Genomic DNA, 19920 nt, shown 5'->3' on the forward strand with positions numbered 1-19920 from the left:
ATTCAGTGAGGGATTACAAATATTTTTCCACGCAGTTTTTTAAATGGCTAAAGACATCTTCCACATTGCCTTCCGAGGAAAGAGTGTCATCGGCTATAAAGTCCGTTTCTTCTTTTTGAAAGCGGCCTTTTTCTTTACGACGCTCGAGGCGACGATGGCGCTCCGCTTCCGGTAAGGTTAAGGCGATGGCGATGGCGCCCAGTGCGCGCAATTCCTTTGCCCCGCGATCGTCCAAGACCACGACGCCGTGGCGATGGTTCGATTGGGCGAGGGCGAGGAGATCTTCTTTGGGAATGCCGTAGCGGGCGCCGTGGATTTGAGTCGGCGCCAAAAGTTCGCCTCGTTTTAATTTCTCGTCGTAGCCAGTGTCCGATAAAAAATAATAATCTCGCCCGTCTTTTTCGCTCGGGCGCGCAGGGCGCGTGGTGGCGGTAATGATCTTATGGAAATGGGGAAGCTCGGCGAGTTTTTTCGCCTGAGTGGTTTTCCCGGATCCCGATGGGCCGAGGAGTACAAAGAGCATATTTTATCCTTTCTTTTAGTGAAGATGTCGCACAGAAGCCAAGTTTCTGATATGATGAAACTGACGGTTTTAATCGAATCCTGCGGCGCGTACATGTCGCAGGTCAATGAACAATAGATATGAAAATGAATTTAATTTTAAGGAGGAAACAATGTCAATTCGTGTAGGCGTAAACGGTTTCGGTCGCATCGGTCGCGACGTGGTTCGGGGAATTTGTCTTCGCAAGGATTTACCTTTTGAACTGGTTCAATTAAATGCCAGTGGCGATTGGAGCTTAATGGCTCACCTATTTAAATACGATACGGTCTATCGTCGTTACCCCGGCGAAATCGACGTAACGGACAAGGGCTTTAAAATCGACGGCAAAGACATCGTCATTACGGCCGAACGTGATCCTCAAAATATTCCCTGGAAAGCAAATAATGTGGACATCGTCATCGATACCACCGGCGCTTTCAAAGACAGAGAAGGCGTGGAAAAACACTTCGCTGCAGGGGCTAAGAAAGTGATCGTCTCCGCTCCTACAAAAGGGGAAGACATTACCATCGTTATGGGCGTAAACGATCATCTTTACGACAACGAAAAACATCATTTCTTATCCAACGCATCTTGCACCACGAACTGCATGGCGCCGGTGACCAAAATTATACTCGATACCTTCGGCATTGAAAAGGGCATGATGACAACGGTTCACGCCTATACCAATGACCAACACATTCACGATGCCAAACACAAAAAAGACTGGCGAAGAGCGCGCGCCGCAGCGGAAAATATTATCCCCACTTCTACGGGAGCCGCTAAAGCCGTAGCCCAAGTTATTCCCGAACTCGCCGGCAAATTGGACGGCCACGCCCTTCGCGTTCCCGTTCCCACCGGTTCCATTACCGATATGGTTTTCGAACTTGAAAAAGAAGCCACTGTGGAAGAAATCAATGCAGCTGTCAAGAAAGCGGCGGAAGGCCCGATGAAAGGCATTTTAGCTTATACGGAAGATCCCATCGTTTCATCCGATATTATCGCCGATCCCCACGCTTCTATTTTCGACGCATCCCTTACCTTGGCCCACGGAAAATTCGTAAAAGTGTTCTCCTGGTACGACAATGAATGGGGTTATAGTCAACGAGTTATCGACTTGGCAAGTTTAGTTGCAGAAAAAATGTAAATGAAGTCGAGCTCTTAGGGGCTCGATTTTTCTTGGAGGTTTTATGGATATTCAATCACTGAATGTTTCGGGAAAGACTGTCCTCGTCAGGGTGGATTTTAATGTTCCCGTTAAGGACAAGAATGTAACCGATACGACCCGCATTGAAGCGGCAAAGCCCACTATCGATTATCTGTTGGAACAAGGAGCTGCCGTGATTTTAATGAGTCATCGCGGCCGCCCGAAAGGGGAATACGACGAAGGGTTCAGCATGGAGCCTGTACGCCAAGCGGCTGAAAAAGTGTTGGGGAAAGAGATTATCCCCATGTTTTCTGAGCGCGTCGTCGACGACCATGTAGTGGCTATGGCGCGGAATTTAAAACCCGGCGACATCGGTCTTTTGGAAAATCTCCGTTTCAGAAACGAAGAAAAGAAAAATGATCCCGCCTTTGCCAAAGAATTGGCATCCCTCGCCGATTGCTACGTCAACGACGCTTTCGGTACCGCTCACCGCGCCCACGCATCCAATGTAGGCATTGTAAAGGAACTTCCCTCGGCTCTCGGTTTTTTAATGGGCAAAGAAGTGAAGGTGCTTTCGGAACTTTTAAACAACCCGAAACGTCCCTTTATCGCCATTTTAGGCGGCGCCAAAGTCAGCGATAAGATTGCCGTTATCGAGCATTTAATCGACGTATGCGACGGCGTGTTAATCGTAGGCGCCATGGCGAATACCTTCTTATTAAGTGAAGGCAAAAATATGGGCGCCTCCCTCGTGGAAGAAGGGGAAGTGGAACGGGCGAAGATGCTCGTGGAAAAAGCGGAAGCAAAAGGCGTGAAGCTTCTCCTCCCCACAGATCTCGTGGTGGCAAAGGGGATCGACGCGCCGGAAACTGCCCACACCGTTTCTGCTGACGCCATCGGAGCCGACGAAATGGCGCTGGACATTGGCGAAGATACGGTTCGCCGTTACGGCGATGTGTTGAAGACGGCGAAATCTGTCGTCTGGAACGGGCCGGCCGGCGTGTTTGAAACCAAGCCTTTCGACAAGGGCACAGTCGCCCTCGCCGAATGTTTAGGCGCACTGGACGGGGAAGTGGTCATCGGCGGCGGCGATTCCGCAGCGGCCATTACACAATCCGGACTTGCCCATAAAATGAGCCATATTTCATCCGGCGGCGGCGCCAGTTTGGAATTTTTAGAAGGAGAATCTCTCCCCGCCATTCAAGCCATAGAAGGGGTTTAATATGAGACAAAAAGTTGTTGCCGGCAATTGGAAAATGAACACCACCCTGAAAGAAGGGGAAGCGCTTATTAAAGCATTGGTTCCCGTGGAAGCAAAGGGCGCGGAAGTTATTATCGCGCCGCCCTTTACCCATTTGGATCGGGTGGCATCGTATATCGAAAAGACGGACTTCGCCCTGGCGGCGCAAAATCTTTCGGAAGACACTTTCGGCGCTCATACGGGAGAAATTGCCGGGGAAATGCTAAAGGATATAGGCTGTCGCTACGTGATTATCGGGCATAGCGAATGCCGCGGAAGAGGGGAAAGCGACGCGGTCATTCAAAAGAAAATCGCCCGCGCCATTGAAACGGGTCTGATGCCTATTATTTGCTTCGGCGAAGACGAAGACGTTTATGGTAGCGGCAAGCGCATGGATTTTTTAAAGAAACAAGTGCACTCGGCCTTAGAATCTGTAAAGGACGAACATTTCCTCTTAGCTTATGAGCCTATTTGGGCCATCGGCACGGGGAAAACCGCAAGTGCGGAGGATGCCAATGAGGTCATTTCGGATATTCGTAAAGAACTTCCCGAAAGCTATCGAGAAGCTGTGAGGATTCTCTACGGCGGCAGCGTGAAGGCCGACAATGTGGCGGGCTTTTTAAAGGCGGGCGAAATCGACGGCGTCCTCGTCGGCGGCGCAAGTTTAAAGGCGGATTCCTTTAAGGGCATTATCGACGAGGTTTCCCATGTCTAAGCCTATTTTACTCGCTATACTCGACGGGCTGGGACTCGCCGAAGGAGGCCCCAACAATGCTTTCGATCAAGCCCATACGCCCGTATTGGATCGCTTAATGGAAAATGGCTACGCTCAGCTCCAAGCTTCAGGGGAAGCGGTCGGTTTGCCCGACGGCCAAATGGGAAATTCCGAAGTGGGCCATACGAATATCGGCGCCGGCCGCGTGGTGTATCAGGAATTGACGCGCATTACCCGCGACGCAAAAGACGGCACGTTGGCGAAAAACCCCGTTCTGCAAGAAGGCTTTTTGCATGCGAAGGATCACGCCCTCCATTTGGTCGGGCTCGTATCCGACGGCGGTGTTCACTCCCATAGGGATCATCTCGTCGCCCTCGTGAAGCTCGCCAAAGAAGCGGGCGTAGAAAAAATTTACATTCACGCTATATTAGACGGACGAGATGTACCGCCGACATCGGCTCGCGAAGAAATTAAAAAGCTGCAGGACGACCTGAAAGCCCTAGACGCAGGGGAAGTGGTGAGTTTAATCGGTCGCTTTTACGCCATGGACAGAGACACGCGCTGGGAGCGCGTAGAAGTGGCCTACGATCTCTTCACTCAGGGAAAAGGGCGAGGTTTTGCAGACGCCGATGGGCTTTTCGAGGCCTCTTACAAAGAACATAATACGGACGAATTTTTCGAGCCCGCTTACCTGGAACGCAATGGGGAAGCCGTAGGCCGTATAAAAGACGGCGACGTATTCTTATTCTTTAATTTCCGCCCCGATCGCGCTCGTGAAATTGTGCGCACCTTTACCGATCCCGCTTTTGACGGATTTGAGCGCAAACTTTTCCCTAAAGTGCATATGGTCACCATGACCGATTACGACGAAACCATTCCCGACACCCACGTCATGTATCCGAAAGAGGAATTGAAAGATACTTTGGGGCAGGTTATTTCCGATCAGGGCATGAAGCAACTTCGCATTGCCGAGACGGAAAAATATGCCCACGTCACTTTCTTTTTAAGCGGCGGCAGGGAAAATCCCTACATGGGAGAATACCGCATCCTCGTGCCTTCGCCGAAAGTGGCGACCTACGATTTGGAGCCGGAAATGCGCGCCGATCTCGTCGGCCGACAACTTATTAATGCCATTAATAAAGATCTCGCCGATGTTTACATCGTCAACTACGCCAATCCCGACATGGTAGGCCACACCGGCGTATTGGAAGCCGCTATTCGCGCAGTGGAAGCGGTGGATGAATCCCTCGGAAACGTATTGGACGCCTTAGAGAAAAAAGGCGGTCGTGCGCTCATTACGGCGGATCACGGCAATTGCGACGTCATGAAAGATGAAGAGGGAAATCCCGTAACATCCCACACTACCAATCCCGTATTTTTAATTCCCGTGGGATTTGAGCGGCAGCTGGACGACGGCATTCTCGCCGACATTGCGCCCACCATTTTAGAAGAACTATACATCGAAAAACCCGAGGCCATGACCGGCCGCAGTTTATGGAAATAAGGAGACGACATGAGCAGCATTATTGAAATTTACGGACGTGAAGTACTGGATAGCCGAGGAAATCCCACGGTGGAAGTTGAAGTTTACACACAAGGCGGCGGATTCGGCCGCGCCATCGTTCCCTCCGGCGCCAGCACCGGCGAATACGAAGCGGTAGAGCTTCGCGACGGCGACGATCGCTACATGGGCAAGGGCGTGGAAAATGCCGTAGCCAATGTAAACGAAGTGATCGCCCACGATCTTTTAGATTACGACGTATTGGATCAATTGGGAATCGACGAAGCGCTCCTCGCCTTAGACGGCACGGACAACAAGAGCAAACTCGGTGCCAATGCAATTTTAGGCGTGTCCTTAGCCGTGGCAAAAGCGGCTGCCGACGAATTGGGTCTTCCTCTTTATCAATACATCGGCGGCGTCGGCGCGCGCACCCTTCCCGTTCCCATGATGAATATTTTAAACGGCGGGGAACACGCCGATAACAATGTGGACATTCAAGAATTTATGATTATGCCCGTCGGTGCCACAAGCTTTAAAGAAGGTCTTCGCATGGGCGCGGAAGTTTACCACCATCTGAAAAAAGTCATTAAAGAAAAGGGACTCTCCACAGGCGTCGGCGACGAAGGCGGCTTCGCTCCGAACTTAGACAGCAATGTGGAAGCCTTGGATCTTATTGTGGAAGCGGTAAAATCCGCAGGCTTGACGCCGGGAAAAGACATCGTCTTTGCACTGGACGTGGCGGCTTCTGAAATGTACGACACCGAAAAGAAAGTCTACGTCCTCGCAGGAGAAGGCAAAGAAAAAACCGCGGCGGATATGGTGGCGTGGTATGAAGAGATTACATCCCGCTATCCCGTTATGAGCATCGAAGACGGCTTGGACGAAGACGATTGGGAAGGCTGGAAACTTCTTACGGAAAAACTCGGCGACAAAATTCAATTGGTCGGCGACGATTTATTCGTAACCAATGTAAAACGTCTCGCACGGGGCATTGAAGAAGGGGTTGCCAACTCTATTCTCGTCAAACTGAACCAAATCGGCAGCTTGTCGGAAACCATCGATTCCGTACAAATGGCACATCGCGCGTCCATGACCGCCGTCATCAGTCATAGAAGCGGCGAAACGGAAGATGCCACCATCGCCGACCTCGCCGTGGCGTTAAATGCCGGCCAAATTAAAACCGGCGCGCCGGCGAGAACCGATCGCGTCGCCAAGTACAATCAATTACTGAGAATTGAAGATGAACTGGGCGAATTGGCACGTTATGAAGGAATGAATGTATTTAGAAAATAAGAGGCAAATATGATTTTATATCTTATGCGACACGGCGATGCGGAAAGCTTCGCCGATCGAGACGAGGAAAGAGCCCTTACACAAGAAGGGATCTTTCAGGCGGAAGACACGGCCGATGCTTTTTTAAGAAGAGAATGGCCTCTGCCGCAAAAAATCATCGTCTCGGAATATAAACGGGCCGTGGAGACGGCGGAAGTTGTTGCCAAAAAGCTGGGTGTTCACGACGTTAAAATCGTGAGCTATAAAGACGCCACGCGCTGGCGGAATATGAAGGCCTATATTACCGATGAGCCGATTTTATTTATCGCCCATCAGCCCTCTTTAGGCTACACCATCGAAGAAATCACCGGCCAAATTGTGGCGGTTAAAAAAGCGAGCCTTCACCGCATCGAATACGACCCCATTTTAGATAAGGGCGTCTATGTAGATAAAATAGAAAGGGTGAGAGCGTGAAATATGCGCACACTTGTATTCGCGTAAAAGATCTGGAAGCATCCATTCGCTTTTACGAAGAAGCCTTGGGCTATCAAGTGACCCGCGAAAAAGATCACACGAAAGACGGTTTTAAATTGGTTTACCTCGCATTGGAAGGGGACGAAACGGAGCTGGAGCTTACCTATAACATCGGCCACGAAGCCTATGATATCGGAAACGGCTATGGCCACGTCGCCGTCTATGCGGAGGATCTCGAAGCAGAACACGAACGGATGAAAAAAGCGGGATTCGACGTTACGGAATTAAAAGGCCTTCCCGGCGATCCGCCGCGCTATTTCTTCGTCACCGATCCCGACGGTTACAAAACCGAAGTGATTCGCAGCAAATGATTTTATCTTAGGAAAATACGGGGAATCACCGACAATACAGGTTAAATATGATACAATAAGAACGCTTAGAGTATGCACTCCGAGCGTTCTTATTTTGTTTAAAGACATAACCTGTTCGGTTATGAAAATATAAATCGTTTTGGTAAGGGGAGATCGTTTTGGAAAGAATCGTCGTGGAAAAAAGTCCCGCGTTAAAAGGTCGCGTGCGCATTAGCGGCGCTAAAAATGCGGCGCTGCCTATTTTAGCAGCTTGTCTTTTAGGCACGGAAGATATTTATTTAGAAGAAGTACCGGAATTACAAGACGTACATATTATGTGCGATCTTTTGGAATCTTTAGGTTCCACCGTGGAAAAACTGGGCAAGGGAAAACTTAAAATTAATTCCGCAGGTTTACACGAATACCGCACGCCCTTTGAACTTATGAGTAAAATGCGGGCCTCATTCCTCGTGATGGGGCCGCTTTTGGCGCGCCTTGGAAAGACGGAGAACTCTCTTCCCGGCGGATGTTCCATCGGCGCGCGACCCATCGACTATCACCTAAAGGGCTTCCGCGCATTAGGCGCCCATATTCAAGAAGATATCGGAAACATTACCGCTTCTTGCGATCGCTTAAAAGGCGACAAAATTTACTTGGATTTCCCTTCTGTCGGCGCCACGGAAAATATTATGATGGCTGCCGTTTTAGCGGAAGGGGAAACGGTCATAGAAAATGCGGCAAAAGAACCTGAAATCGTCGATCTCTCAAACTTTTTAAGAAAGCTCGGCGCAAAAGTAACCGGCGCCGGCACGTCGACGATTCGTATCGACGGCGTCGAAAAATTAGGGGGCGCGCGCCACGCCATTATTCCTGACCGCATCGAGGCGGGTACTTTTATGGTGGCGGCGGCCATTACAGGTGGCGACGTCCTTGTAGAAAATGTCATTACCAATCACATTAAGCCCGTGATTGCCAAATTAAAAGAATCGGGCTGTGAGATTATCGAAGAAGGGGAAAACATCCGCGTAAAGGCGGCGCCAATTCCCAAAACTTTCGACATAAAAACCCTTCCCTATCCCGGATTCCCCACGGATATGCAGGCGCAATTTATGGCCTACATGACCCAATGCGAAGGCAGTAATGTGACCATCGAAACGGTTTTTGAAAATCGCTTTATGCACGTGGACGAATTTAAGAAAATGGGCGCCGATATAAAAATCGACGGTCGAAGCGCCGTCGTAGTCGGGCCGAAACATTTAACGGGAACAGCCGTAAAAGCCAGCGACTTACGTGCCGGTGCGGCACTGATCCTCGTCGGTCTCGTCGCCGAAGGCAAAACCGTCATTCGCGACATTTACCATATCGACAGAGGATATGAAGACATCGAGGAAAAATTCCGCGGGCTGGGCGCCAATGTTTATCGCATCGAGCGGGAAGAAGAGGACGTATAATCTGATTCTTTTAAGCTTCTAAAGGGTATAAAAAGAAGGCTATTCAAACTTATTGAACCAAACAGAAAGTGAAGGGATACCCATGAAGAAACGTTTAATGGCAATGTTTATTGCCATGGCGCTTATGTTGACGGCGTGTGGCGGCTCCGCTTCTAAAGGCGGCGACAAAGACAGCCTCGTCATCGCTCAGGCATCCGATGCGGAGTCGATGGACCCGATTATTCAAAACAGCATTTACGCAGAAAACATCATCAAGCAAATCTACGACACCCTCGTCGTTAGAAAACCCGACGGCACCATGGAAAACCGCCTGGCGGAATCCATCGAACAACCTGACGATGTAAGCTATGTCATTAAACTTCGCGACGGCGTCAAGTTCTCCAACGGCGAAGACATGACCTCGGAAGATGTGGCCTATACGTTAAACCGCGCCGCCCAATCCGACGCTTACGGTTATATTTTTAAGCAAATCGATCCGAAAAGTTACGATACCTTGGATCCCCACGTGTTGAAATTTAAGCTCACCGCCCCCGACGCCACCTTTAAAGCGGCATTGGCTCACCCGGCAGCTTCGATCGTGGATAAGACCACCACGGAAGCCGATCCCGAAAGCTTGGGTACAAAACCTGTGGGCACCGGTCCCTTCAAGCTGGACGACTGGAAGAAGCTCGACAACACGACCCTCAGCTACAACGAAAATTACTGGGGTGAAAAGCCCGCTTTCAGCAAAATGATTTTCCGTATTATTCCGGAAGACTCCAACCGTCTTATCGAATTGGACAGCGGCCAAGCGGACATCGCCATGGAAATCGCTCCGAACGATGCGTCGAAAGTGGAGGAAAACGGCGACTTAACCCTTTACACCAAGTTGGACAATTCCGTACACTTTATGGGCCTTACGGTAGACAAGGGTATTTTCCAAAACCCCAAGGCTCGCGAAGCCATGACCTATGCATTGGATATGCAGGCCATTATCGATGCAGTTTACATGGGACACGGCAAAGTTGCCACAGGCCCCGTCAACCCGAACATTCCCTACTCTATCTCCGATTCCATTCAACCGGTGAAGCGGGATGTTGAAAAAGCCAAGGCGCTTTTAAAAGAGGCCGGCGTAAAAGAAGGGGAAACGATCAAGCTTTATTGCCACGATCAACAATCCCGAGTCGACATGGCGACGATTATTCAATCGCAACTGAAAGATGTGGGACTCAATGTAGAAATTAATTCCATGGAATGGAATACCTATATGTCCACTTTAGCTCGCCCGGATCACGATCACGATATGTTCTTAATGAGCTGGTCGCCTTCTGTCGTGGATGCGCACTATCCTCTCTACGCCACCTATCATTCCGATAAAAAGGGAACGGGTCCGAACTTTATGTTCTACGGCAATCCGGCACTGGACGCTTTGATCGAAAGAGGTTTACGTGCACCGGAAAAGGATCGTGCCACCATTTATAAAGAAGCGCAAGAGCTCGTCATTAAAGAGCACCCCGTGGTATTCGCCCTTTACGGCGAACAAATCATCGGCGCGCAAAAGAATATTAAAAACTTCGATCCCGATCCCTCGGGAAGCAACGAGTTTTATCACATCACGTTTGAATAAACACCGCAATAAAGACTCCTTTTCGGGAGTCTTTATTACATGTTTCACAGGAAAGAGGGAAACATGATTAAATATATTGTAAGGCGTCTGCTATTTATGATACCTACCATGCTCGGCGTGAGTCTCATTATTTTCGGGCTTCTCTACTTAACGCCGGGAGACGCCGCCATAGCAAAACTCGGGCAACACGCACCGCCGGAGGCCATCGAGGCCTACCGGGAAGAACTGGGCCTCAACGATCCCTTTCTCGTACAATACGGACGCTATATGAAAGGCGCCCTTCACGGCGATTTGGGAAAGAGTTACCTTTCCGGCGCCGATGTAGGGGATACATTGAAGGAATATTTTCCCGCCACGGTAAAACTCACTTTATTTTCCCTGGCGGTGGCCGTTATTTTCGGCATCCTCTTCGGCATTTTAAGCGCCGTCTTTAAATACACTTGGATCGACAAAATTTCCATGTTTTTCGGCATGATCGGCCTTTCCATGCCCATTTTCTGGTCGGGGCTTTTGTTTATTTTGCTCTTTTCCGTGAAGCTGGGCTGGTTGCCTTCATCGGGCCTTAGATCCTTTAAGCATTTGATTCTCCCGGGCTTTGCATTGGGTTTTCAATCCATGGCGGTGATCATGCGTCAAACCAGATCCTCTATGCTCGATGTCTTAAACAAAGATTACATTCGAACGGCACGGTCCAAAGGCTTTAGGGAACGCTACGTTATTTTCGTCCACGCCCTTAAAAACGCCATGATCCCCGTATTAACCAGCGCCGGCCTTTTAACCGGCTCTCTCATCGGCGGCAGTGTGCTCACGGAAACCATCTTTTCCATTCCCGGCATCGGGCGGCACATGGTACAAAGCATTACGGCGAGAGACTACCCCATGATTCTCGGCGCCGTGCTCTTGATTTCACTTTCGTACTGCATTTTAAATCTCATCGTCGACATTCTCTACGGCTTCCTCGATCCTCGGGTTCGAAGCCAATACGAATAAGGAGGGCTTATGGAACAGAAACAATCGCGAATCAAAGACCTCCTGCATATTTTTTACAAAAACAAAATGGCCGTTGCGGGCTTCATCATCATTCTCGCCATGGTGATCATCGCCGTCTTTGCGCCTTTGATCGCCACTCAGGCGCCGGAAGCGCAAGATTTGGCAGCGCGTTTCCAATCGCCGTCGGCGACGCATTTTTTCGGCACGGATAATTTCGGGCGGGATATCTTTTCAAATGTGGTGTACGGCGCGCGGATCTCTCTTTTTATCGGCCTCGTCGCCACCATTATCTCCGTCATTATCGGCACGATCATCGGCGCTGTCGCCGGATTTTTCGGCGGAGCAGTAGATAACCTCATGATGCGTCTTGTGGATATTATTCTCTCCATACCGTCGTTAATTTTAGCCATCGCTATTTCCGCCGTCTTGGGCACGGGAATTCGCAATTTAATCCTCGCCGTGTCCCTTTCGAGCATTACAAACTACGCCCGCATCGTAAGAGCCAGCGTGCTTTCCGTGAAAGAGCAGGAATATGTGGAGGCGGCAAAAATCGGCGGGGCGAGTAATTTTCGCCTGATTTTTCGCCATATTCTGCCCAACTGCACGGGGCCGATTATCGTACAGGCCACATTGGGCGTGGGTACGGCGATTTTACAGGCGGCGAGCTTGAGCTTTATCGGTCTCGGCGTGCAACCGCCGACGCCGGAATGGGGCGGCATGCTGTCTCAAGGGAGAAGTTACATTCGGGATTATCCCCACATGACTATTTTCCCCGGCCTCGCCATCGCCCTTACGATCTTTTCGCTGAATCTTTTCGGCGACGGACTCAGCGACACGCTGGATGTTAAACAAAGGGGGTAGCTGTGAATTTAATCGAATTTAAAAATCTCCATACTTCCTTTTATACGGATAAGGGCGTAGTACACGCTGTAAACGGCGTGAGCTTTTCCATTCCCGAAGGCTCCACCCTTGCCGTCGTCGGCGAAAGCGGCAGCGGCAAAAGCGTCACCGCCCTTTCCCTTATGGGTCTTTTGCCGCGGCCCATGGGAAAAATCGACGAAGGGGAGATTCTCTATCAGGGGAAAAATATCCTCGACATGGATCCTGTGGAGCGGCGCAAACTTAGAAGTCGCGATCTCGCCATGATCTTCCAAGAACCTATGACCAGTTTAAATCCGGCGCTTAAAGTAGGCTTTCAAATCGAAGAAGTCTATCGCCGCATTATGGGCCTTTCCAAAGAAGAGGCGAAGAAAAAAACCATAGAAATGTTGGAAATGGTGGAAATCGACGACGCTGCCAACAAAGCTAAAAGCTATCCCCACGAACTTTCCGGCGGTCAACGGCAACGGGTCATGATCGCCATCGCCCTGGCCTCGTCGCCGAAGCTTTTAATCGCCGACGAACCGACTACGGCACTGGATGTGACCATTCAAAAAGAAGTGCTGGAGCTTATGGACGATTTAAAGCGCAATCTCAACACCTCTATTATGCTCATTACCCACGATCTCGGCGTCGTGGCGCAAATGGCGGACAATGTGGTGGTGATGTACGGCGGTCGGGTCATGGAAAAATCCGACGTCTGCACGATTTTCGACAAGCCCATGCACCCTTACACCAAGGGGCTTTTACGGGCGCGACCCACTTTGGAAAATCGGGGAGAAAAACTCTACAATATTCCGGGCAATGTGCCGCCTCCGTCGGAAATGGAAGGGCATTGCCCCTTCTACTCCCGCTGCGAAAGTCGCATGGATAAATGCAGAGAAGAAGTGCCGAAGCTGAGGGCGCAATATCCCGGCCATTGCGTCGCCTGCTTTTTATACGAGGGGGAAAGCTGTGAATAAATTACTTGAAGTCAACCATTTAGTTCAGGAATTTCCCGTCGGCAAAAAGAATATCTTCGGTCAAAGCCAAAAAATGTTTCGCGCTGTGGACGATGTGTCCTTTACATTGGGAGAAAAAGAAACTCTCGGCATCGTCGGGGAAAGCGGAAGCGGAAAATCTACTCTCGCACGTTGCATCTTAGGGCTTTACGGAAAAGCGAAGGGCTCCATTCTCTACAAGGGGAAGGATGTCCTAAAAGCGGATGGTAAGGAACTAAAAGCCATTCGCCGAGATGTTCAAATGATTTTTCAAGATCCTTACAGTTCTTTAAATCCTCAGATGAGCGCGCGGGAAATCGTCATGGAACCTTTGATTAACTTAAACGGCGATTTGGATCGGGCGGAGATTCGCAGGCGAGCGGAGGAAACTCTCTCCCTCTGCGGTCTTTCCGAAACCCACTTCGGTCGCTTTCCCCACGAATTTTCCGGCGGGCAACGTCAACGCATCGGTATCGCCCGTGCCCTCGTCGTGGAACCTACGTTGATTTTAGCCGACGAACCCACCTCGGCATTGGACGTGTCCATTCAGGCGCAGATCATTAATCTCTTGGAAGAATTACAAGAAGAGCGCAACCTGAGCTATCTCTTTATTTCCCACGACATCGCCGTTGTAGAACATATTTCCGATCGTATCGGCGTCATGTACCATGGAAAACTCGTGGAGATCAACGATCGAGATAGTATTATGAAGAGTCCTCAAGAGGACTACACGAAAAAACTTCTTTCGGCGGTACCGCCGTTAGATCCTCATTGCAAATAAATAAATGCACCGACTTCTCGCGGAAACTGTTTCGGCGGGAATCGGTGCATTTTTGTTATAATGGTGAAAAAGGAGGGGACGATTGAAGAGATTATCGAGAAAAAAAGCCGCCCTATGGATTCTTCTTCTCATGTGGTTGATCCCCACGGCCTACAGCTTTGCCACGAAAAATCCCGAGGGAACCAATGTGTCCGGTGAATTTTCTCCGGCGGAAACGGAATTTATTTACGATTTGAGTTATGTAAAAGACGAGGAGAACGTCCGCGAGCAGAAAATTTTTGATCGGGAGATGGAAGTGATCCGGGGGGCCGAGGAATTTCTCATGGTGGATTTTTTCCTCTTTAACGCCACTTACGACAACGATGTAGACTGCCCGAAACAGGTGGCAGCCATGACGGATCTTCTCATCGAAAAGAAGCGAGAAAATCCCGATATGTCCATTTTGTTTGTCACAGACCCGATCAACAATTTCTACGGCGCCTACGAAGAGGCCAATATAAAGCGGTTGAAGGAGGCCGGCATCGAGGTGGTGGTCACGGACTTAAACCGCATGCGGGACTCCAATCCTCTGTTCTCCGGCATTTACCGCGCCTACATTCAGTGGTTCGGCACGGCGGGAAATGGGCGGATTAGAAACTTTTTCGCCAAAGAAGGGGAGAAGGTGACGGTGCGCTCCCTATTAAAGCTTTTGAATTTCAAGGGCAATCACCGAAAAGTGGTGATTTCCGAAAAAGAAGCCATGGTGGCTTCCGCCAATCCCCACGATCCCAGCGCCTACCACTCCAATGTGGCCCTCCTCTTTCGCGGAGGGGCTGTGGAGGATTTGATCCGCTCGGAAAGCATCTTTTTTAAAGAAATTCCCCCTGTGATAAAAGATTATAAGGCTGAGGAGGTCACCTCTCAGGATCGGCTGAAGGTCATCACCGAAGGGGCGATCTACGACGCCATTTCCGAGAACATCAACAAGAGCAAGAAAGGCGATAGGATCAATATCGGCATTTTCTATTTGTCGGAATTTCGCATTTTAAAGGATTTGGAGGCGGCGGCCAATCGCGACGTGGATATAAAAATCGTCGCCGATTTAAACAAAGATGCCTTCGGTTTGGAGAAAAACGGCGCCCCCAATCGGCCGGCACTGAGCGAGCTGAAGGAGAAGGCACCGAGCATTCAGATCCGTTGGTACAACACCCGGGGCGAGCAATACCACACGAAAATGATTGTATTCGATTTTAAAGAAGAGAAGCCCCTGGCGATTTTAGGCAGCGGCAATTTCACCCGCCGCAATTTGGATAACTACAATTTGGAAACGGATGTGGCCGTGGAAATGGAACGCAATTCCTCCATGCATCGGGCCGTGGAGGATTACTTCCACCGCATTTGGACCAACGAGGGCGGGGAATACACCTTGCCCTTTGAGTCGCACAAAGACGAACGCTTTTTCATTCGGCCCCTGTGGAAATTCCAGGAGGCCACGGGCCTTTGCACCTGGTAAAATTACTGGAAAAAAGAACCGGAGACGTGGTTGTCTCCGGTTTTTGCTTGCGTAAAATCAACTTTTTTTCTCGGTATCGCTTTTTTTAAAATACTTGCGAAGGACGGAAATGAGGATTTTGAAAAAGATGGTGGATCCCAGAAAGACCCAATAAAAGGTATTCGTATAAAAATCTCTGAATTCCCAATGGCCGTAGAACCACTTGGAAACGAAGTAGTTTACCGCAAGGAGAAAGACAAAGTATTCTGCAATGAGCAAAATCGTTATTTTCCAATTTTTCATGATATCACCTCACACCACTATTCTACTTACCGGCGAATGGTTTGTAAAGAAACGAGTCCGCCACGGCAATGTAGCCGTCGCAGCGTTTTTCCGTACCGCCCATATAAACTTTTCGCTCACGGTCGTAGAGAAGGTATTGGCCGCGACCCATATCCAGATCGTGGGAAGGGCGCTTCACGTGGTGGCCGCGTCGAATCAATTCTTCCACGGCTTTTTCGTCGTAATCTTCTTCCACGACGAGATTCTTTTCCCCCGTCCACATAAAGCGCGGCGCATCGAGAGCGGCTTGGGGATTGCGCCCGTAGCGTAAAAGCTCCAGGAGGGTTTGTACATGACCCTGTGGTTGCATAAAGCCGCCCATCACGCCGAAAGCGCCGTAGGGCTTGCCCTCTTTTGTAAGAAAACCGGGGATAATCGTGTGGTAAGGTCTTTTTCCGCCGGCGAGGCAATTGTCGTGTCCCTCTTCCAACGCGAAATTCAACAAGCGATTGTTTAAAGAAATTCCCGTTTCCGGCACGACGATCCCTGCGCCGAAGCCGTCGTAATTGGATTGAATCATGGAGACCATGTTGCCGTCTTCATCGCCTACGGCAAAATAGACCGTGGAGCGATCCAGGGGATTGCCGTAGGTAATGGTTTCCGCTTTTTCGCCGATACGATTAGCACACTTTTTCAAGTACTCTGGATTTAAGAGATCTTCTGTCGTTAACGACATATACTCTGGATCGGCAACATATTTCGCCGCGTCGGTCATGCCCCGTTTAATCGCCTCGGCGATGTAATGAGCGCTCGCGCCGTCGCAAGGTGCGGTTCGTTTGTATTTTAAAATGTCGAGAGCCATTAAAACGGAAATGCCCTGGCCGTTCGGGGGAAGTTCCCACACTTCCACGCCTTCAAAGGAAACAGAAAGGGGCTCGACCTCGAGGGTTTCCTGGCGGGACAAATCGCGAACGGTCATGTAGCCGCCGTGCTCTTTCATAAAGAACTCGATTTTTTCGGCGATGTTGCCGTTATAAAAATCCTGTCCGCCGTCGCCCGCAATGGATTCCAGGGTTCGCGCCATGTGGGGGAAGCGCACAGTGTCGCCGGCCTTCGGTGCTTCGCCGCCATTAGAGAATTGCGCCCAAAAACTGTCGTAAAGAGGGGAGCGATTGTGCTTTCGCTTTTCAAGTTCCATAGCCCAAATCCGCGCTACCGTCGGGGAGAGGATGAAGCCGTTTTTCGCGTAGTCGATGGCGGGGGCGAGAACGTCTTTAAAGGGAAGCTTTCCGTGGCGATGATGGATGTCCACCCAGGCTTTTACGGCGCCGGGCACGCCGACGGATTCTATGCCGAAATCGGACATGGCGGCGTATCCCTTTTCCTTCATGGCGGCGAGGGAAAGGGAGGCCGGGCTTCTTCCGCTTCCGTTGTAGCCGTAAAGGGTATCGCCGATGGAGAGGATGGCGAAGAGATCACTTCCCAGACCGTTGCTCGTCGGCTCGACAACTGTTTGGGCGGCGGCCACGGCAATGGCGGCGTCCACGGCATTGCCGCCTTTACGTAACACAAATTCTCCGGCCTTTGCGGCCGACGGATTTGAGGCGAGGACCATGGCCTTGCCGTAGGTCACGGTGCGCTTGGAAGGGTAGGGATAGTCTTGATACATGGTATTCACTCCTTTCGATCAGTATAACACAGGGAAAAGTGATAAGTGACGTTTTGGCGAATGTGTAAAACAAGCCTTTTTAGGCCACAATTCAATTGCAATAAAGTCTACGCTATGGTAGTATAGAAACGTTATAAGTAGAAATTTTCATCGAGGAGGTGTAAGTTTGAGCACATTTTTAAGTGTGATCGTCGCTCTTTCTGCCATTTGCGTTACAGCATCAGTAGTAGTTCAAGAATCCAACCAAGTCGGTCTCGGAACACTTGACGGCAGCGGAAGTGCTTCGTCTGAATGGGGCTCCAATCGGGGGACGAGCCGTAAAGAAATGTTAAAGCGTATTACGCTCGTAACATCCATTGTCTTTTTCATCGCGACCATCGCGTTAGTTGCGATTACGAAATAATCAGGAGGAATCATGAATTATAATATTTTAATTGTTGCTCCTATCGTCGGGATTATAGCCATTCTGTTCGGCCTTTTTAAAGCTTCTTACGTCGGTAAGCAAGATGCAGGTAACGAACGTATGAAAGAAATCGCAGGCTATATCCACGAAGGGGCCATGGCGTTTTTACAACGTGAGTACAAAGCACTTACCGTCTTTGTCATCGTGTTGGCAGCCGTTTTATTCTTTGCTATTAACTGGCAAACCGCCGTCTGCTTTGTCGTCGGCGCTATCTTTTCCGTTCTCGCCGGCTACATCGGCATGAACACGGCCACCAAAGCTAATGTACGTACGGCACAAGCTGCTCACAGCCACGGCATGGGCAAAGCCCTCGACATCGCCTTCTCCGGCGGTGCCGTTATGGGTCTTATCGTCGTCGGTCTCGGTATCGTCGGCATCTCCGTATTCTACCTCTGTTTCGGCAACGCCGAAATCATTACGGGCTTCTCCCTCGGTGCATCATCCATCGCGCTTTTCGCACGTGTCGGCGGTGGTATTTACACCAAAGCGGCTGACGTCGGTGCCGACCTCGTCGGTAAAGTCGAAGCCGGTATTCCCGAAGACGACCCGAGAAACCCCGCCGTTATTGCCGATAACGTAGGCGATAACGTAGGCGACGTAGCAGGCATGGGCGCCGACTTGTTCGAATCTTATGTCGGTGCGTTACTTTCCGTTATTACCTTGGGCTTCGTAGCATTCCAAGACAAAGGTATCCAATACGGTCTTTCCATTGCCGCCATCGGTATCGTGGCATCGATCATCTCCATGTTCTTTGTCAAAGGCGACAAGAATCCGCAAAAAGCATTAAACGTCGGAACCTATGTTGCATCGGCCATTACCATTGCATCTGCAGGTTTCCTCGCTCACAAAATCTTCGATAGTCTTGCCGTATTCTGGCCGGTTATTATCGGCGTTTGCGTCGGCTTAATTATCTCGAAAATCACCGAATACTACACCGCTGCCGAATACTCTCCCGTACAACGTATTGCGAGAGAATCCGAAACGGGCGCGTCCACTAACATCATCGCCGGTCTTTCCGTCGGTATGATGTCCACCGTCGGCCCGATTATCGTACTCGCTATCGGTATTATTGCGGCGTACACTCTTGGCGGCGGCCACGTAGACCCCGTTATCGGTTTATACAGCATCGCATTGGCAGCAGTGGGTATGCTCGCTACGACGGCATCCACTATCGCCGTCGACGCATACGGACCCATCGCCGACAATGCCGGCGGTATTGCCGAAATGTGTGAACTTCCCGAAGAAGTTCGCGACATCACCGACTCTCTCGACTCCGTAGGTAACACCACTGCCGCTATCGGTAAAGGTTTTGCCATCGGTTCTGCAGCATTAACGGCACTTTCTTTGTTCGTATCCTACATTCACGCCACAGGCCTTGCAGGTATTGACATCTCCAAGCCCGGCGTCATTGCAGGTACCTTCATTGGCGGTATGTTGCCCTTCGCTTTCTCCGCTCTTACCATGAGCGCGGTAGGTAATGCGGCCACAGCCATGATCGAAGAAGTACGTCGTCAATTTAAAGCGATCCCCGGCATTATGGAAGGTACTTCCACTCCGGAATACGCAAAATGTGTCGACATCTCCACCGGTGCAGCCCTTAAAGAAATGATCGTACCCGGCGTTATCGCCGTCGTCGTTCCGCTTCTCGTAGGTTTCTTGCTCGGTACGGAGGCACTGGGCGGCCTTCAAGCAGGTGCACTCATCACCGGCGTACTCATGGCAATCTTTATGAGTAACGCAGGCGGCGCTTGGGACAACGCTAAGAAATACGTCGAAGGCGGCGCACACGGCGGGAAAGGCTCCGATGCTCACAAAGCAGCGGTAACCGGCGACACTGTCGGCGACCCCTTCAAAGATACTTCCGGCCCCAGCTTGAACATCTTAATCAAGTTGATCACCGTCGTATCCTTAGTATTCGCTCCGCTCTTTGTACAATTCGGCGGCATCTTTATGTAAGATCAATCAGCATAAGGGAATTCCCTTGTGCTGATTTTTTTGTACGCAAAAGTATTTTTTTAAAATTCATTCAGAAGTTTTTTTGAAAAAGAAAAGCATTCATTCAAAAATCTTTCTCTGAATCTTAGGAGGAGGGAATAGGGCGCCCGGATTCG

18 protein-coding genes are annotated in these 19920 nt (G+C 50.2%); 16 read left to right on the forward strand and 2 right to left on the reverse strand.

All coding sequences use genetic code 11. The annotated features are described in order from the left end of the window. Window positions 1–13: 13 nt before the first annotated feature. Window positions 14–523, reverse strand: a complete 510-nt coding sequence (locus HMPREF1863_RS02695; RefSeq protein WP_068367150.1) for a guanylate kinase — start codon at window positions 521–523, stop codon at window positions 14–16. Between the two features lie 151 nt (window positions 524–674). Here HMPREF1863_RS02695 and gap point away from each other — a divergent pair, with 151 nt between their 5' ends. The 14 genes from gap to HMPREF1863_RS02765 all read left to right on the forward strand — a co-directional run bounded on the left by gap (window position 675) and on the right by HMPREF1863_RS02765 (window position 15416). Beyond that, window positions 675–1685 (forward strand): type I glyceraldehyde-3-phosphate dehydrogenase, encoded by a 1011-nt coding sequence (gene gap / locus HMPREF1863_RS02700; protein ID WP_068367152.1) that lies wholly within the window; start codon window positions 675–677, stop codon window positions 1683–1685. Between the two features lie 43 nt (window positions 1686–1728). Beyond that, window positions 1729–2907 carry a phosphoglycerate kinase gene (locus tag HMPREF1863_RS02705; RefSeq protein ID WP_068367154.1) on the forward strand — a complete coding sequence of 393 codons (1179 nt, stop codon included), beginning with the start codon at window positions 1729–1731 and terminating at the stop codon, window positions 2905–2907. Window position 2908: 1 nt separating this feature from the next. Continuing rightward, entirely contained in the window at window positions 2909–3640 is a 732-nt protein-coding gene (gene tpiA / locus HMPREF1863_RS02710) for a triose-phosphate isomerase (protein ID WP_068367156.1), read from the forward strand. Then, entirely contained in the window at window positions 3633–5144 is a 1512-nt protein-coding gene (gene gpmI, locus HMPREF1863_RS02715; RefSeq protein ID WP_068367158.1) for a 2,3-bisphosphoglycerate-independent phosphoglycerate mutase, read from the forward strand. Before tpiA ends, gpmI begins: the two co-directional genes overlap by 8 nt. Window positions 5145–5153: 9 nt before the next feature. Then, entirely contained in the window at window positions 5154–6434 is a 1281-nt protein-coding gene (gene eno / locus HMPREF1863_RS02720) for a phosphopyruvate hydratase (RefSeq protein WP_068367159.1), read from the forward strand. 9 nt (window positions 6435–6443) lie between these two features. Then, window positions 6444–6887 carry a SixA phosphatase family protein gene (locus HMPREF1863_RS02725; protein WP_068367160.1) on the forward strand — a complete coding sequence of 148 codons (444 nt, stop codon included), beginning with the start codon at window positions 6444–6446 and terminating at the stop codon, window positions 6885–6887. Continuing rightward, window positions 6884–7258, forward strand: a complete 375-nt coding sequence (gene gloA / locus HMPREF1863_RS02730) for a lactoylglutathione lyase (RefSeq protein ID WP_068367161.1) — start codon at window positions 6884–6886, stop codon at window positions 7256–7258. Before HMPREF1863_RS02725 ends, gloA begins: the two co-directional genes overlap by 4 nt. A gap of 158 nt (window positions 7259–7416) precedes the next feature. Further along, a complete protein-coding gene (gene murA, locus HMPREF1863_RS02735) occupies window positions 7417–8688 on the forward strand; it encodes a UDP-N-acetylglucosamine 1-carboxyvinyltransferase (RefSeq protein ID WP_068367163.1) in 1272 nt (423 codons plus the stop codon). An 82-nt stretch (window positions 8689–8770) separates the two neighbouring features. After that, window positions 8771–10294 (forward strand): ABC transporter substrate-binding protein, encoded by a 1524-nt coding sequence (locus HMPREF1863_RS02740; protein ID WP_068367165.1) that lies wholly within the window; start codon window positions 8771–8773, stop codon window positions 10292–10294. Between the two features lie 63 nt (window positions 10295–10357). Next, window positions 10358–11284, forward strand: a complete 927-nt coding sequence (locus tag HMPREF1863_RS02745) for an ABC transporter permease (RefSeq protein ID WP_068367167.1) — start codon at window positions 10358–10360, stop codon at window positions 11282–11284. A gap of 9 nt (window positions 11285–11293) precedes the next feature. Then, window positions 11294–12145: a nickel transporter permease gene (gene nikC / locus HMPREF1863_RS02750; RefSeq protein ID WP_068367168.1), complete on the forward strand. Its 852-nt coding sequence runs from the start codon at window positions 11294–11296 to the stop codon at window positions 12143–12145. A 2-nt stretch (window positions 12146–12147) separates the two neighbouring features. Further along, window positions 12148–13125: an ABC transporter ATP-binding protein gene (locus tag HMPREF1863_RS02755; RefSeq protein WP_068367169.1), complete on the forward strand. Its 978-nt coding sequence runs from the start codon at window positions 12148–12150 to the stop codon at window positions 13123–13125. Further along, window positions 13118–13924, forward strand: a complete 807-nt coding sequence (locus HMPREF1863_RS02760; protein WP_068367172.1) for an ABC transporter ATP-binding protein — start codon at window positions 13118–13120, stop codon at window positions 13922–13924. Before HMPREF1863_RS02755 ends, HMPREF1863_RS02760 begins: the two co-directional genes overlap by 8 nt. A gap of 82 nt (window positions 13925–14006) precedes the next feature. Then, on the forward strand, window positions 14007–15416 hold the full coding sequence (locus tag HMPREF1863_RS02765) for a phospholipase D family protein (RefSeq protein WP_232300096.1): 1410 nt from the start codon (window positions 14007–14009) through the stop codon (window positions 15414–15416). A 304-nt stretch (window positions 15417–15720) separates the two neighbouring features. Here HMPREF1863_RS02765 and HMPREF1863_RS02775 read toward each other — a convergent pair whose 3' ends face one another. Further along, complete coding sequence (locus HMPREF1863_RS02775) at window positions 15721–17346, reverse strand: gamma-glutamyltransferase family protein (protein ID WP_068367178.1); 1626 nt, start codon at window positions 17344–17346, stop codon at window positions 15721–15723. A gap of 166 nt (window positions 17347–17512) precedes the next feature. Between HMPREF1863_RS02775 and secG the strand changes: the two genes are divergently transcribed. Together secG and HMPREF1863_RS02785 are read left to right on the forward strand one after the other, a co-directional pair. Beyond that, a complete protein-coding gene (secG, locus tag HMPREF1863_RS02780) occupies window positions 17513–17749 on the forward strand; it encodes a preprotein translocase subunit SecG (protein ID WP_068367179.1) in 237 nt (78 codons plus the stop codon). A 12-nt stretch (window positions 17750–17761) separates the two neighbouring features. After that, window positions 17762–19765, forward strand: coding sequence for a sodium-translocating pyrophosphatase (locus tag HMPREF1863_RS02785; protein WP_068367182.1), 2004 nt, complete (start codon window positions 17762–17764; stop codon window positions 19763–19765). Window positions 19766–19920: the final 155 nt, after the last annotated feature.

It is taken from the genome of Aedoeadaptatus coxii (assembly GCF_001553115.1).
Lineage (GTDB): Bacteria > Bacillota > Clostridia > Tissierellales > Peptoniphilaceae > Aedoeadaptatus > Aedoeadaptatus coxii.

Excerpts from the sequence above, each read along its gene's own strand:
- HMPREF1863_RS02695 (WP_068367150.1), bottom strand. The coding sequence starts at position 523 with ATGCTCTTTGTACTCCTCGGCCCATCGGGATCCGGGAAAACCACTCAG.
- gap (WP_068367152.1), top strand. The coding sequence starts at position 675 with ATGTCAATTCGTGTAGGCGTAAACGGTTTCGGTCGCATCGGTCGCGAC.
- HMPREF1863_RS02705 (WP_068367154.1), top strand. The coding sequence starts at position 1,729 with ATGGATATTCAATCACTGAATGTTTCGGGAAAGACTGTCCTCGTCAGG.
- tpiA (WP_068367156.1), top strand. The coding sequence starts at position 2,909 with ATGAGACAAAAAGTTGTTGCCGGCAATTGGAAAATGAACACCACCCTG.
- gpmI (WP_068367158.1), top strand. The coding sequence starts at position 3,633 with ATGTCTAAGCCTATTTTACTCGCTATACTCGACGGGCTGGGACTCGCC.
- eno (WP_068367159.1), top strand. The coding sequence starts at position 5,154 with ATGAGCAGCATTATTGAAATTTACGGACGTGAAGTACTGGATAGCCGA.
- HMPREF1863_RS02725 (WP_068367160.1), top strand. The coding sequence starts at position 6,444 with ATGATTTTATATCTTATGCGACACGGCGATGCGGAAAGCTTCGCCGAT.
- HMPREF1863_RS02740 (WP_068367165.1), top strand. The coding sequence starts at position 8,771 with ATGAAGAAACGTTTAATGGCAATGTTTATTGCCATGGCGCTTATGTTG.
- HMPREF1863_RS02745 (WP_068367167.1), top strand. The coding sequence starts at position 10,358 with ATGATTAAATATATTGTAAGGCGTCTGCTATTTATGATACCTACCATG.
- nikC (WP_068367168.1), top strand. The coding sequence starts at position 11,294 with ATGGAACAGAAACAATCGCGAATCAAAGACCTCCTGCATATTTTTTAC.
- HMPREF1863_RS02775 (WP_068367178.1), bottom strand. The coding sequence starts at position 17,346 with ATGTATCAAGACTATCCCTACCCTTCCAAGCGCACCGTGACCTACGGC.
- HMPREF1863_RS02785 (WP_068367182.1), top strand. The coding sequence starts at position 17,762 with ATGAATTATAATATTTTAATTGTTGCTCCTATCGTCGGGATTATAGCC.